General features: G+C 62.7%; 10 protein-coding genes and 1 pseudogene. 10 read left to right on the top strand and 1 reads right to left on the bottom strand.

Annotated elements, in window-relative coordinates:
* Positions 1-80 precede the first annotated feature (80 nt).
* The 6 genes from leuC (at position 81) to AA098_RS08485 (ending at position 7,239) form a co-directional block, all read left to right on the top strand.
* Positions 81-1,514, top strand: a complete 1,434-nt coding sequence (gene leuC, locus AA098_RS08460) for a 3-isopropylmalate dehydratase large subunit (protein ID WP_003247191.1) — start codon at positions 81-83, stop codon at positions 1,512-1,514.
* Positions 1,511-2,155, top strand: a complete 645-nt coding sequence (leuD, locus tag AA098_RS08465) for a 3-isopropylmalate dehydratase small subunit (protein WP_064614053.1) — start codon at positions 1,511-1,513, stop codon at positions 2,153-2,155. The genes leuC and leuD overlap by 4 nt, the downstream gene beginning before the upstream one ends.
* A gap of 116 nt (positions 2,156-2,271) precedes the next feature.
* Positions 2,272-3,036: a class I SAM-dependent methyltransferase gene (locus AA098_RS08470; RefSeq protein WP_003247193.1), complete on the top strand. Its 765-nt coding sequence runs from the start codon at positions 2,272-2,274 to the stop codon at positions 3,034-3,036.
* Positions 3,037-3,090: 54 nt separating this feature from the next.
* The gene (leuB, locus tag AA098_RS08475) at positions 3,091-4,173 is read left to right on the top strand and encodes a 3-isopropylmalate dehydrogenase (protein ID WP_003247194.1); all 1,083 of its coding nucleotides are present in this window, start codon (positions 3,091-3,093) and stop codon (positions 4,171-4,173) included.
* A gap of 63 nt (positions 4,174-4,236) precedes the next feature.
* Positions 4,237-5,349, top strand: a complete 1,113-nt coding sequence (gene asd / locus AA098_RS08480) for an aspartate-semialdehyde dehydrogenase (RefSeq protein WP_003247195.1) — start codon at positions 4,237-4,239, stop codon at positions 5,347-5,349.
* Between the two features lie 711 nt (positions 5,350-6,060).
* Complete coding sequence (locus AA098_RS08485) at positions 6,061-7,239, top strand: integrase core domain-containing protein (protein WP_064614054.1); 1,179 nt, start codon at positions 6,061-6,063, stop codon at positions 7,237-7,239.
* 253 nt (positions 7,240-7,492) lie between these two features.
* Here AA098_RS08485 and AA098_RS30135 read toward each other — a convergent pair.
* A pseudogene (locus AA098_RS30135) lies at positions 7,493-7,599 on the bottom strand (3-deoxy-7-phosphoheptulonate synthase); the annotation flags it as partial.
* Positions 7,600-8,049: 450 nt separating this feature from the next.
* On the opposite strand from AA098_RS30135, the gene AA098_RS08490 reads away from it, so the two are divergent.
* The 4 genes from AA098_RS08490 (at position 8,050) to AA098_RS08505 (ending at position 13,541) form a co-directional block, all read left to right on the top strand.
* Positions 8,050-9,054 (top strand): aspartate-semialdehyde dehydrogenase, encoded by a 1,005-nt coding sequence (locus AA098_RS08490; protein ID WP_004574881.1) that lies wholly within the window; start codon positions 8,050-8,052, stop codon positions 9,052-9,054.
* 71 nt (positions 9,055-9,125) lie between these two features.
* On the top strand, positions 9,126-11,861 hold the full coding sequence (locus tag AA098_RS08495) for a FimV/HubP family polar landmark protein (protein ID WP_004574883.1): 2,736 nt from the start codon (positions 9,126-9,128) through the stop codon (positions 11,859-11,861).
* Between the two features lie 137 nt (positions 11,862-11,998).
* Entirely contained in the window at positions 11,999-12,859 is an 861-nt protein-coding gene (gene truA, locus AA098_RS08500; protein ID WP_033726402.1) for a tRNA pseudouridine(38-40) synthase TruA, read from the top strand.
* 61 nt (positions 12,860-12,920) lie between these two features.
* Positions 12,921-13,541, top strand: a complete 621-nt coding sequence (locus AA098_RS08505; protein WP_003247201.1) for a phosphoribosylanthranilate isomerase — start codon at positions 12,921-12,923, stop codon at positions 13,539-13,541.
* Positions 13,542-13,714: the final 173 nt, after the last annotated feature.

A 13,714-nucleotide genomic window follows, 5' to 3' on the forward strand; every position in this document is an offset into this window, starting at 1 on the left:
TATTCAATCTAACCCCCTAGCATCGTCCGTACAAGCCAAGGGGTCTTTGGCATAGAAAGACGCTGATGAGGAACAGTCTGATGGCTGGCAAAACGCTCTACGACAAACTCTGGGAAGCCCATGAGGTCAAGCGCCGTGATGACGGCTCGTCCTTGATCTACATCGACCGCCACATCATCCACGAAGTGACGTCGCCCCAGGCCTTCGAAGGCCTGCGCCTGGCCAATCGCAAACCGTGGCGTATCGACGCCAACATCGCCACGCCGGACCACAACGTACCGACCACGCCAGAGCGCAAGGGCGGTATCGAGGCGATCGTCGACCAGGTTTCGCGCCTGCAAGTACAGACCCTCGACGAGAACTGTGACGAATACGGCATCGTCGAATTCAAGATGAATGACGAGCGCCAGGGCATCGTCCACGTCATCAGCCCGGAGCAGGGCGCCACCTTGCCGGGCATGACCGTGGTCTGCGGTGACTCGCACACCTCCACCCACGGCGCCTTCGGTGCCTTGGCCCATGGCATCGGCACTTCCGAGGTCGAGCACGTGCTCGCCACCCAGTGCCTGGTCGCCAAGAAGATGAAGAACATGCTGGTGCGCGTGGAAGGCCAATTGCCGGCCGGCGTCACCGCCAAGGATATCGTGCTGGCCGTGATCGGCAAGATCGGCACCGCCGGTGGCAACGGTCACGCCATGGAATTCGCAGGCAGTGCCATTCGCGAATTGTCGATGGAAGGCCGCATGACCATCTGCAACATGTCCATCGAAGCCGGTGCCCGCGTTGGCCTGGTGGCGACCGATGCCACTACCGTTGCCTACGTTGAAGGGCGCCCGTACGCGCCGAAGGGCGAGCAGTGGAAGCAAGCGGTCGAATCGTGGAAAGACCTGGTGTCGGATGACGATGCCGTATTCGACACCGTGGTCGAGCTGGATGCCAGCCAGATCAAGCCACAGGTCAGCTGGGGCACTTCGCCCGAGATGGTTCTGGCCGTCGACCAGCGCGTACCGGATCCGGCGGCCGAAGCCGACCTGGTCAAGCGTGGTTCGATCGAGCGTGCCTTGAAGTACATGGGGCTGACCGCCAACCAGGCGATCACCGACATCAAGTTGGACCGTGTGTTCATCGGCTCGTGCACCAACTCGCGAATCGAGGACCTGCGCGCTGCGGCGGAAATCGCCAAGGGTCGCAAGGTGGCCGCCAGCGTCAAGCAAGCCATCGTCGTGCCAGGTTCGGGCCTGGTCAAGGCCCAGGCCGAGCGTGAAGGCCTGGACAAGATCTTCCTCGAAGCCGGTTTCGAATGGCGTGAACCAGGCTGCTCGATGTGCCTGGCGATGAACCCGGACCGCCTGGAAAGCGGCGAGCATTGCGCGTCCACCTCCAACCGCAACTTCGAAGGCCGTCAGGGCGCCGGTGGCCGTACCCACCTGGTCAGTCCGGCCATGGCCGCCGCTGCCGCGGTAGCCGGCCACTTCATCGATGTCCGCGAGTTGATCCAAGGGAGCGCAGCATGAAAGCCTTTACCCAGCACACTGGCCTCGTCGCACCATTGGACCGTGCCAACGTCGACACCGACCAGATCATCCCCAAGCAGTTCTTGAAGTCGATCAAGCGCACCGGCTTTGGCCCGAACCTGTTTGACGAGTGGCGTTACCTGGACGTGGGGCAGCCCTACCAGGACAACAGCAAGCGCCCGCTCAACCAAGAGTTCGTGCTCAACCACGCGCGCTACCAGGGCGCCAGCGTGTTGCTGGCGCGGGAAAACTTTGGTTGCGGCTCCAGCCGTGAGCATGCCCCTTGGGCGCTGGACGAGTACGGCTTCCGCAGCATCATTGCGCCAAGCTTTGCCGACATTTTCTTCAACAACAGCTTCAAGAACGGCTTGCTGCCGATCATTCTCAGCGATGAGGAAGTCGACGAGCTGTTCAAGCAGGTCGAAGCCAACCCGGGCTACCAGCTGACCATCGACCTGCAGGCGCAGGCGGTGACCCGCCCAGATGGCAAGGTGCTGCACTTCGAAATCGATGCGTTCCGCAAGCACTGCCTGCTCAACGGTCTGGACGATATCGGCCTGACCCTGCAGGACAGCGACGCGATCAAGGCCTTCGAGGCCAAGCACCGCGCCAGCCAGCCTTGGCTGTTCCGTGATGCCTGAAGTTCGTAGGTGACAGGGCGGGCCTCTTCGCGGGCAGAGGGTTACGCGGTCGTTGTAGGCGCGGGTTTACCCGCGAAGAGGCCGGCACAGGCAACAAAAATCTAAAGGAACGAGACATGACCAGCACCCAGCACATCGATGTGGTCCAACGCCAGTTCGGCGAGCAGGCCAGCGCCTACCTCAGCAGCGCCGTGCACGCCCAAGGCAGTGAATTCGCCCTGCTGCAGGCTGAGCTGGCAGGGCAGGCCCATGCCCGCGTGCTGGACCTGGGCTGCGGTGCCGGTCATGTCAGCTTCCACGTCGCCCCGCTGGTTGCCGAAGTGGTCGCCTACGACCTCTCGCAGTCCATGCTCGACGTGGTCGCCAGCGCCGCCGCCGAACGCGGCCTGGCCAATATCACGACCGAACGCGGCGCTGCCGAACGCCTGCCGTTCGCCGATGCGTCGTTCGAGTTCGTCTTCAGCCGTTATTCGGCCCACCACTGGAGCGACCTGGGCCTGGCCCTGCGCGAGGTGCGCCGGGTGCTCAAGCCCGGTGGTGTGGCGGCGTTCATCGACGTGATGTCGCCGGGCAGCCCGCTGCTCGACACTTACCTGCAAACGGTCGAAGTGCTGCGCGACACCAGCCATGTGCGCGACTACTCCGCCGCCGAGTGGCAACGCCAGGTCAGCGAAGCCGGCCTGCACGTGCGCAGCCACACCCGCCAACCGTTGCGCCTGGAGTGGAGCACCTGGGTTGAACGCATGCGCACCCCCGAGCCGATGCGCGTGGCCATCCGCCAGTTGCAGCAAGCCATGGGCGAAGAAGTACGGCAGTATTACCAGATCGAGGCCGACGGCTCATTCAGCACCGATGTGCTGGTGTTGTGGGCCGAGCGTTAAGCACTTTTCGGTGGGGCCCGCTTGGCCACGCCGCGTGAATGGATAGAGGAAAGCATGAGCAAGCAGATTCTGATTCTCCCAGGTGACGGTATCGGCCCGGAAATCATGGCCGAGGCAGTCAAGGTACTGGAGCTGGCCAACGACAAGTTCCAGCTCGGCTTCAGCCTGGCGCACGACGTGATTGGCGGTGCCGCCATCGACAAGCACGGTGTGCCGCTGGCCGACGAAACCCTGGAGCGTGCGCGCAAGGCCGATGCGGTGCTGCTGGGGGCTGTGGGCGGGCCGAAGTGGGACAAGATCGAGCGAGACATTCGCCCTGAGCGCGGCCTGCTGAAGATCCGTTCGCAACTGGGCCTGTTCGCCAACCTGCGCCCAGCCATCCTTTACCCGCAACTGGCCGATGCCTCGTCGCTGAAGCCGGAAATCGTATCGGGCCTGGACATCCTCATCGTCCGTGAGCTGACCGGCGGCATCTACTTCGGTGCCCCGCGTGGTCAGCGCGAGCTGGAAGGTGGCGAACGCCAGGCCTACGACACTCTGCCGTACAGCGAAAGCGAAGTGCGCCGCATTGCCCGTGTCGGTTTCGACATGGCCCGTGTGCGCGGCAAGAAGCTGTGCTCGGTGGACAAGGCCAACGTTCTGGCCTCCAGCCAGCTGTGGCGTGAAGTGGTCGAAGACGTGGCCAAGGACTACCCGGACGTGGAACTGAGCCACATGTACGTCGACAACGCTGCCATGCAGCTGGTGCGTGCCCCCAAACAGTTCGACGTGATGGTGACCGACAACATGTTCGGTGACATTCTGTCGGATGAAGCTTCCATGTTGACCGGTTCCATCGGCATGCTGCCTTCGGCGTCTCTGGATGCCGACAACAAAGGCATGTACGAGCCTTGCCACGGCTCGGCACCGGACATCGCCGGCCTTGGTATCGCCAACCCACTGGCGACCATTCTGTCGGTGTCGATGATGTTGCGTTACAGCTTCAATCAGTCGGCTGCCGCCGAGGCGATCGAGAAGGCCGTGAGCCTGGTTCTGGACCAGGGGCTGCGTACCGGCGACATCTTCTCGGAAGGCTGCCGCAAAGTTGGTACGCAGGAAATGGGCGACGCAGTAGTCGCAGCGCTGCGGAATCTGTAATCTCTCTGGCCCGCCCCCCAAAATTCCCGGTGGCGGCCCACTTTTAGCAAAGGTGTAGTTGCGATGAAACGTGTAGGTCTGATCGGTTGGCGCGGTATGGTCGGTTCCGTGCTCATGCAGCGGATGCTGGAGGAGCAGGATTTCGACCTTATCGAGCCGGTGTTCTTCACTACCTCCAATGTTGGTGGCCAGGGTCCGAACGTGGGCAAGGATACAGCGCCCCTCAAGGACGCTTATTCGATTGAAGAACTCAAGACCCTCGACGTGATCCTGACCTGCCAGGGCGGCGACTACACCAACGAGGTCTTCCCCAAGCTGCGTGAAGCCGGCTGGCAGGGTTACTGGATCGACGCCGCTTCGTCCCTGCGCATGCAGGATGACGCGGTGATCATCCTTGACCCGGTCAACCGCAAGGTCATCGACCAGCAGCTGGACGCCGGTACCAAGAACTACATCGGTGGCAACTGCACTGTCAGCCTGATGCTGATGGGCCTGGGTGGCCTGTTCGAGGCCGGTCTGGTCGAGTGGATGAGCGCCATGACCTACCAGGCGGCTTCGGGTGCCGGCGCGCAGAACATGCGCGAGCTGATCAAGCAGATGGGCGCTACCCACGCGGCAGTGGCCGATGACCTGGCCAACCCGGCCAGCGCCATCCTCGATATCGACCGCAAGGTTGCCGAGACCATGCGCAGCGAGGCGTTCCCGACCGAGAACTTCGGCGTGCCGCTGGCGGGCAGCCTGATCCCGTGGATCGACAAGGAACTGCCGAACGGTCAGAGCCGCGAAGAGTGGAAGGCCCAGGCCGAAACCAACAAGATCCTCGGTCGCTTCAAGAGCCCGATCCCGGTCGACGGCATCTGCGTGCGCATTGGCGCCATGCGCTGCCACAGCCAGGCGCTGACCATCAAGCTGAACAAGGACGTGCCGATCGCCGACATCGAAGGCATGATCAGCCAGCACAACCCTTGGGTGAAGCTGGTGCCGAACCAGCGTGAAATCAGCATGCAGGAGCTGACCCCGACCAAGGTCACCGGCACCCTGAACATCCCGGTTGGTCGCCTGCGCAAGCTGAACATGGGTTCGCAGTACCTGGGCGCGTTCACTGTAGGTGACCAGCTGCTGTGGGGCGCCGCCGAACCGCTGCGCCGCATGTTGCGGATTCTGCTGGAGCGTTGATCGTTCAGGCTTTACCTGAAAAATACCGCACTGGTGACAGTGCGGTATTTTTTTATGCCTGAAAGTATGCTTTTGGCTCGCGGGCCTAATCGCCGGATAATTCATGCCGCTGTTTGATGGCGAAATGTCTGCTCTGACAGACCCCTTGCTCTTGCCGTTGCCGTTGCCGTTGTTTTTGCTTCTAAGTGCGCGGTAGTTCAGGCGACGCAGATTGCGACTTCAGGAGGCCGAGCGCAGGGCTTGCGGAGGGAGGTGACGGGCATGGATGCCCGTCAAGCGCTGGGCCCCAGGATGGGGCCTGCAGCGCGGTCCTCCCGGGAGCAAGCCCGGAGCGAGGGGACCCCGGAGCGCAGCGCAGGGGCCGGATGATGGGAGCCGACGGCTTTGGTTACTTTGGCCACGACCAAAGTAACCCGCCGGAAGGGCGGAAAGGTGAATAGGCGCCAACATCGTGAATGAATGTCTGCTTGATGTGTAAGCGTACAACCCAAAAGCTCAAAAGCTTAAGCGCCGGTTTTGATCGGGCGTACAGTCCGTTTGCGATGGCGACGCCGACTCACCTTTCCGCCCTTACGGCGGGTCCCTTTTTGTCGTGGCAAAAAGGGACCAAAAACCGTCGGCTGGTATGACTCACCCACATAGGTTACAAATCAGTTCACGCACATAGGTAACAGTCTTTAACTGGCAAGGTCGGTTTTCGAGGATCTGACCATGCCTTGGCGAGAGCTGAAACCTATGGACCTGAAAATGCTTTTCATCGCGGATTACCTGCAAGGGCCGCCCAGCTTCAGCGCCCTGTGCCAGGCCTACGAGATCAGCCGTAAGACCGGCTACAAATGGGTCGAGCGATATGAGAAAGAGGGGCCTTCGGGGCTGGAAGAACGCAGCCGCCGCCGGTTGACGCAGAACTGGGTCGTCCCCGCTGCAGTTCGCGAAGCCATCATCGAACTGCGCAGTCGAGGCGAAACGGAACCTGGTCCGAAAAAGATCCAGGCTGCGCTGCAGGAGCGCTTCCCTGATCAGGCGCCGCCTTCTAAGACAGCGATTTACAACATCCTCAAGAAGGCCGAGTTGGTCAACCCACGCCGTTTACGTCAGCGTGTAGCGGTCTACCCCAAGCCACTGGAGAAGGCAGAGTCGCCTAACCAGCTGTTCAGTGCTGACTACAAGGGCCAATTTCTGACAGGCGCAGGCGTCTGGTGCTATCCACTAACGATCATGGATCACGCCAGCCGCTTCCTGCTCGCCTGCCACAGCATGCCTAATACCAACCTTCTGGAAACGCAGGCCGTTTTCACCCAGGTGTTTCGGGAAAATGGCCTGCCTGAGCGTATTCGTACCGATAACGGTGTGCCGTTTGCCAGTAAAGGACGTGCAGGACTTTCTCAGCTGTCCATCTGGTGGCTGCGTCTAGGCATCATTCCTGAGCGCATTGCACCTGGAAGGCCTGAGCAAAATGGCCGCCACGAACGCATGCATCGGACACTCAAAAGCACGCTGCCATCACCGCCGGCAGTGGCCTGGGAAGCTCAACAGCGGCATTTTGATCGCTTTCGACAACACTACAATTACGAGCGCTTGCATGAAGCACTGAAACAGAAAACACCGGCGTCTTGCTACCAGCCCTCACCACGCCCATTCCCTGAAAAACTTCCTGAGATGACCTACCCCAGCCATGTCGAGAGTTTACCGGCGGATAGCTGCGGCATCATTAACCGCCGTGGCCTGAGGATCTACGTAGGTTACGTGCTCAAGCACCAGACCATTGGGCTGGAGCAAGTCGGAGATGGCATTTGGGATGTTATTTTCGGTCCCATCATCCTTGGTAGAGTCGATGTGCGGGATGCCACTGATGGTTATGTAACACTCCAGGTGTTGTCACCTATGTGAGTGAACTTTTGTGTAACCCATGTGGGTGACCCGTACAGGCTCCCATCATCCGGCCCCTACGCTGCGCTCCGGGGTCCCCTCGCTCCGGCCTTGCTCCCGGGAGCACGCGCTGCAGGCCCCATCCATGGGGCCTCAGCGCTTGACGGGCATCCATGCCCGTCATCTCCCTCCGCAATGCCTCCACTCGGCCTCCTGAAGTCGCAATCTGCGTCGCCAGAACTACCGCGCGTTTAGAAGCAAGATCAAAAGCGAACTCGGTGATCGGCCGGCACCGCCGATGCATTCGGTGAGGTTCTGCCTGGTCATCTGGATAAGGATATCGCCGGCATGGCTGCCCTCGGCCTGGTGTACCTGGAAGAACGCCGTTGCTCTTGCTTTGGCTTTTGCTTCTAAGTGCGCGTTAGTTCAGGCGACGCAGATTGCGACTTCAGGAGGCCGAGCGCAGGGCTTGCGAAGGGAGGTGACGGGCATGGATGCCCGTCAAGCGCTGGGCCCCAGGATGGGGCCTGCAGCGCGGTCCTCCCGGGAGCAGGCCCGGAGAGAGGGGACCCCGGAGCGTAGCGTAGGGGCCGGATGATGGGAGCCGACGGCTTTGGTTACTTTGGCCACGACCAAAGTAACCCGCCGGAAGGGCGGAAAGGTGACGATGCGCCACCTGCGCGAATGAATACCTACTCGGTGTGAGTGCGCACATCCAAGAAGCAAGACGCAATCGAGCAACAGCAACAGCAGCGCCGGGTGGGCACAGACAAAACCTTGCAATCCGAGTAAAGTGCCGCCCCCGCCGTTTACAGCAAAAGGATCCCTTCCATGACACACCCTTTGGATATCGCCGTCGTCGGCGCCACCGGCAGCGTCGGTGAAGCCTTGGTGCAGATCCTCGAGGAACTGGCATTCCCGGTTGCCACCCTGCACCTGCTGGCCAGCATGGAATCGGCGGGCAGCAGCGTGATGTTCGCTGGCAAGAAACTGAAGGTGCGCGAAGTCGACAGCTTCGACTTCGCCCAGGTCAAGCTGGCCTTCTTCGCCACCGGCGCCGCCGTCAGCCGCAGCTTTGCCAGCAAGGCGCTGCAGGCGGGCTGCACGGTCATCGACCTGTCCGGCGGCCTGGACGACGCCCTGGCCCTGGTGCCGGAAGCCAACGCCGAACGCCTGGCCAGCCTGTCGTTGCCAGCGCGCATTGTCAGCCCATGCTCGGCCGCAGTAGCCCTGGCCGTCGCGCTGGCGCCGCTCAAAGGCCTGCTGGACATCGAGCGGGTACAAGTGATGGCCGCGTTGGCGGTGTCGGCGCAAGGCCGTGAAGCGGTCAGCGAGCTGGCCCGGCAAACCGCCGAACTGCTCAATGCCCGCCCGCTGGAGCCGCGCTTCTTCGACCGCCAGGTGGCATTCAACCTGCTGGCCCAGGTCGGTGCTGCCGACGAGCAGGGCCATACCGCCCTGGAGCGCCGCCTGGTCAGCGAACTGCGCGTGCTGCTGGGCCTGCCTGACCTGAAGATTTCCGTGAGCTGTGTTCAAGTCCCGGTGTTTTTCGGCGATAGCTTCAGTGTGGCCGTGCAAAGCCGTCGCCCGGTAGACCTGGCAGCGGTCAACCAGGCCCTGGAGGCAGCCGACAGCATCGAGCGGGTGGAAAACGATGATTATCCGACCCCGGTAGGTGACGCAGTGGGCCAAGACGTGGTCTATGTTGGACGTGTACGTCACGGTGTCGATGAAGACCAGCAACTCAACCTCTGGCTAACCACTGACAACGTGCGCAAAGGCGCCGCGCTCAATGCCGTGCAAGTGGCGCAATTGTTGATTAAACACATGCCGTAAAAGATACTGGCGAGCACTTTTGTCCTGCTCCGCATGCAGGTTTCGGGACGATTCATACAAGGGAAGAGGTCATGCTTCGAATTCGCAAACTGGTTCTGGCCATGGCTGCAGCATCCGCGCTGTCGTCTGGCATGGCGAATGCGCTGGGCCTGGGGGAGCTGACCCTGAAGTCGGCACAGAATCAGCCGCTGGACGCCGAGATCGAATTGCTCGACGTGCGCGACCTCAAAGCCGCCGAGGTGGCGCCGAGCCTGGCGCCACCGGAAGAGTTCAGCAAGGCCGGGGTGGCGTTTCCGACCTACCTCGAAGACCTGACCTTCACACCGGTAATCAACCCCAACGGCAAAAGTGTGCTGCGCGTGACGTCCAGTCAGCCGCTGCCAGGTCCGGTGGTCAAGTTCCTGGTGCAGGTGATGTGGCCGCAGGGCCGTCTGCTGCGTGACTATAGTGTGCTGCTCGACCAGGCCAAGGCGCAGGGCGACAAGCCGGCGGCAGGCAATGTCACACCGGCCATGACCGGTGCCAGCAACTACACCACCCAGCGTCGCGACACCTTGTGGCAGATTGCCGCGCGTAACGCCCAGGGAGGGTCGATCCAGCAGACCATGATCGCGATCCAGGCATTGAACCCGGACGCCTTCATCGGCAACAACATCAACCAGCTGAAGGTTGGCCAGGTACTGCGCCTGCCCGACCAGCAGCAGATCCAGAGCATCGCCCAGGGCGAAGCGAACCGCGAGGTGGCCGAGCAGTATGCGGCCTGGCGTGAAGGCCGTCGCCTGGGGCCGCGTGCCCGCCAGCTGGATGCCACCCGCCGTGGCGCCGCCGAAGCTGCGCCGTCGCGTATCGCCCAGGGCGACAACCTGCGCCTGGTCAGCCCGGGCAAGCAGGCCGGTGCAGGCCAGGCCAAGGCGTTGAATGACGAGCTGGCCATGGCCCAGGAAAGCCTGGACACCAGCCGTCGCGACAACGAAGAACTGAAAAGCCGCATGGCCGACCTGCAGAGCCAGCTGGACAAGCTGCAGCGCCTGATCGAGCTGAAGAACAACCAGTTGGCACGCCTGGAAGGCCAGGGCGCAGACGCGTCGGCAGCGGCTGCCGCTACTCCGGAGCAGCCCGTGGTCAATCCGGCACCTGCTGCTGCCGATACCGCACCCAAGCCTGTGCCGGACGCCCAGCCAGCATCCGTCAGCCAGCCGAAGGGTACGCTCGATTCGGTCCTGGGCAACCCGTGGCTTTTGGGGGTGATTGCCGGTTCCAGCATTCTGGTGCTGGCACTGCTGCTGTGGCTGCTGGCGCGCAAGCGCAAAGCCCAGCAAGAAGCCGAGAAGCACCTGCGCATGGCGCGGGCGCTGGAAGAAGAGCAGGGCGCAGGTTTCGACAGCGATACCGAGAGCTTCGACGGCGTCGAAGCCCGGGAGCCTGGCGTAACCCTGTCGCCGGCTGTGGTTGCCGCTTCGGCTGCTGCTGCCGTCGCTGCGGAAAAAGTGGCAGAACCGGTCGCTGAGGCAGAACCCGAGCCTGAGCCGCAAGCAGACCCGCACGCCGCGCTGCTGGCGCAAGTTGACCAATGCCTGGCCGAAGGCCGCCTTAATCGTGCTGCCGAGCTGCTGGAGCCCGCCGTGGCCGCCGCGCCGGAGCGTGACGACCTGCGCCTGAAGCTGATGGACGTGTACGCCCGTCAGGGTGACCAGAGCGCGTTCGCTGAACAGGAGCGTCAGTTGCCGGCCAGCGAGCAGAACGTTGCTGAAGTCGCCAGCCTGAAAGAGCGTTACCCCGCCATGCTCGGCCTGGCTGCTGCCGGCCTGGGTGCGGCGGCGCTGGCTGCCGAAATGGATGAGCAGTACGTGCAAGAGCTGCTGCACGATGAGCCCGAAGCGCCGGTGGTTGCCGATGTGGTGCCTGACGAGTTGTCTGGGTTCGAGCCGCACGTGGAGGCTGAGCCAGAGGCTGTCGCGCAAGCAGAGCCTGACGCTGAGCTGGACGCCTTCGATGAAGTGCCAACGCTCGATGCAACGGACCTGGCCGAGCAGGATCTGGACAGCGCCTTCGACCTGAGCCTGGGTGAAGACCTGGCCGATCAAGACCCGCTGGCCGCGTCCGTGCTGGACGAGCCGATCGCACAGGGGGGCGTACCCGACGAGCTGGTAATCGCTGAGCCTGTGCTGGATGAGCCCGTACAGGAAGAAGCTCCGCCAGAAGAACAGCCCTTTGCCGTGGATGCCGAGCTGCAAGCCGACGCCGACGCTGATTTCGAGGCCATGCTGGCTCAGGCCGAGCCTCAGCCTGCCGTGGACCTGTCTGATTTCGACCTCGACGTCAGTGAGCCGGTTGCCCCGGCTGCCCCGGAGGCGCTGGAGCAAGATCCGCTGGATGTCGCGTCCGAACTGGCTGCCTTCGACAGCGAGCCGGAGTTTGACCCGGTCTCCGAGTTCGACCTGCCATCGGACTTCGACTTGTCCCTGTCGCTGGAAGACGATTCGCCGGCCGCCAAGAGCTTTGCCTCGGAGCTCAATGACGTCAACGCCGAGCTGGACAAGCTGTCGCAGAGCCTCGAAACGCCATCGCTGGAGCCGCACTTCACCAGCGAAGACGCGGTGGCGCAGCCCGAGCCCGAGCCTTTGGACGACCTGGACTTCGACTTCTTCTCCGGCAGTGACGAAGTCGCCACCAAGCTCGACCTGGCCCGTGCCTATATCGACATGGGTGACAGCCAGGGCGCGCGTGACATCCTCGACGAAGTGGTCAAGGATGGCGACGACAGCCAGCGTCAGGAAGCCGAGGACATGCTCTCCCGGCTGGTCTGATGCAAGCAGGTCAGGCCTCTTGGCGGGCTGACCGCGCCCGCGAAGAGGCCCGCACATGCAGTGCGCAACCACCGGCAGCCCTACGAGGCTGCCGTTGTCGTTATAATCCCCGCCATTCCGTACACCCCACAGGTTTCATGCTCTTGGACATCATCGACACCGCTACCGCCGAATCCGCGGCCGAAGGCTACTCCCGCATCGCCCTGGGCGTGGAATACAAAGGCGCGCGCTACCGCGGCTGGCAACGTCAGGCCAGCGGCGTGCCGAGTGTCCAGCAAGCCCTGGAGCAAGCGCTGTCCAAGGTCGCCAACGAGCCGATTTCGGTGGTCTGCGCCGGGCGTACCGACGCCGGCGTTCACGGCTGCGGGCAGGTCGTGCACTTCGATACCCGTGCCGTGCGTGACGAGCGCGCCTGGACCATGGGCACCAACTTCAACCTGCCGCACGACATCAGTGTGGTCTGGTCGCGGCCAATGCCGGCCGACTTTCATGCCCGCTTCAAGGCTTGCGCCCGGCGCTACCGCTACGTCATCTACAACGACCCGATTCGCCCGGCGCACCTGGCCGAAGAGGTGACCTGGAACCACCGTCCGCTGGACGTCGATCGCATGGCCGAGGCGGCGCAGTTCCTGCTGGGTACCCACGACTTCAGCGCCTTCCGTGCCAGCCAGTGTCAGGCCAAATCACCGATCAAGCACATCTACCACCTGCGTGTTACCCGCCATGGCCAGATGATCGTGCTGGACGTGCGTGCCACCGCCTTCCTGCACCACATGGTGCGTAACATTGCCGGTGTGCTGATGGCCATCGGCGCCGGCGAGCGTCCGGTTGCCTGGGCGCGCGAGGTGCTGGAAGGGCGCAACCGCCGTGAAGGTGGGGTAACGGCCCACCCATACGGGCTTTACCTGGTGCAGGTGGAGTACCCCGAAGCGTTTGCGTTGCCCAAGCGTTACATCGGTCCACACTTTTTGAGTGGTTACGAGGCGTTGGCAGACTGACGAGCGAAAAGCCATTTGCTAACATCCGCCCTTTCGCCGCAACAATCAGGGTTCTTGTTCCATGAGCAATGTTCGCAGCAAGATCTGCGGGATTACCCGCATCGAAGACGCACTGGCCGCTGCCGAAGCGGGGGCCGATGCCATCGGCTTCGTCTTCTATGCCAAGAGCCCGCGGGCGGTGGACGTGCGCCAGGCGCGGGCGATCATTGCCGAGCTGCCGCCGTTCGTGACCACGGTCGGGCTGTTCGTCAATGCCTCGCGCTGTGAGCTGAACGAGATCCTCGAAGTGGTTCCGCTGGACCTGCTACAGTTTCACGGCGATGAAACCCCGCAGGACTGTGAAGGCTACCACCGCCCCTGGATCAAGGCCCTGCGTGTGCGCCCTGGCGATGACCTGGAGGCGGCCTGTCAGCGTTACGCGGGTGCCCGCGGCATTTTGTTGGACACCTATGTGCCAGGCGTGCCAGGGGGAACCGGCGAGGCGTTCGACTGGTCATTGGTACCGGCGCGTCTTGGCAAGCCGATCATTCTCGCGGGTGGGCTGTCGGCCGATAACGTTGGCCAGGCCATTGCCCGGGTAAAGCCTTATGCGGTGGATGTCAGTGGTGGCGTCGAACAGGCCAAGGGCATCAAGGACGCGGCGAAGATCGAGGCCTTCATGCGTGCGGTGAAACAGGCTTGATGGCAGATGTGACGGCTGGCTGCGCGCCATCGTCCATAGCTTTCGCAGCCCTGCGGGCCGCTGCCAGCACCTGTGGTGGCAAACAACACATTAGCGGTGGAGTGGCGCGCTGGAAACCCCGGCGGCCGGTCCACCATCGTTTCATAAAAGATTTTGAGCTCAAGGGCAGGGTA

This window comes from Pseudomonas sp. JY-Q, from assembly GCF_001655295.1.
Taxonomy (GTDB): Bacteria; Pseudomonadota; Gammaproteobacteria; order Pseudomonadales; family Pseudomonadaceae; genus Aquipseudomonas; species Aquipseudomonas alloputida.

What these genes read in the sequence shown, in the direction of transcription:
- leuC (WP_003247191.1), top strand. Translation starts at nt 81, where the DNA reads ATGGCTGGCAAAACGCTCTACGACAAACTCTGGGAAGCCCATGAGGTC.
- leuD (WP_064614053.1), top strand. Translation starts at nt 1,511, where the DNA reads ATGAAAGCCTTTACCCAGCACACTGGCCTCGTCGCACCATTGGACCGT.
- AA098_RS08470 (WP_003247193.1), top strand. Translation starts at nt 2,272, where the DNA reads ATGACCAGCACCCAGCACATCGATGTGGTCCAACGCCAGTTCGGCGAG.
- leuB (WP_003247194.1), top strand. Translation starts at nt 3,091, where the DNA reads ATGAGCAAGCAGATTCTGATTCTCCCAGGTGACGGTATCGGCCCGGAA.
- asd (WP_003247195.1), top strand. Translation starts at nt 4,237, where the DNA reads ATGAAACGTGTAGGTCTGATCGGTTGGCGCGGTATGGTCGGTTCCGTG.
- AA098_RS08485 (WP_064614054.1), top strand. Translation starts at nt 6,061, where the DNA reads ATGCCTTGGCGAGAGCTGAAACCTATGGACCTGAAAATGCTTTTCATC.
- AA098_RS08490 (WP_004574881.1), top strand. Translation starts at nt 8,050, where the DNA reads ATGACACACCCTTTGGATATCGCCGTCGTCGGCGCCACCGGCAGCGTC.
- AA098_RS08495 (WP_004574883.1), top strand. Translation starts at nt 9,126, where the DNA reads ATGCTTCGAATTCGCAAACTGGTTCTGGCCATGGCTGCAGCATCCGCG.
- truA (WP_033726402.1), top strand. Translation starts at nt 11,999, where the DNA reads ATGCTCTTGGACATCATCGACACCGCTACCGCCGAATCCGCGGCCGAA.
- AA098_RS08505 (WP_003247201.1), top strand. Translation starts at nt 12,921, where the DNA reads ATGAGCAATGTTCGCAGCAAGATCTGCGGGATTACCCGCATCGAAGAC.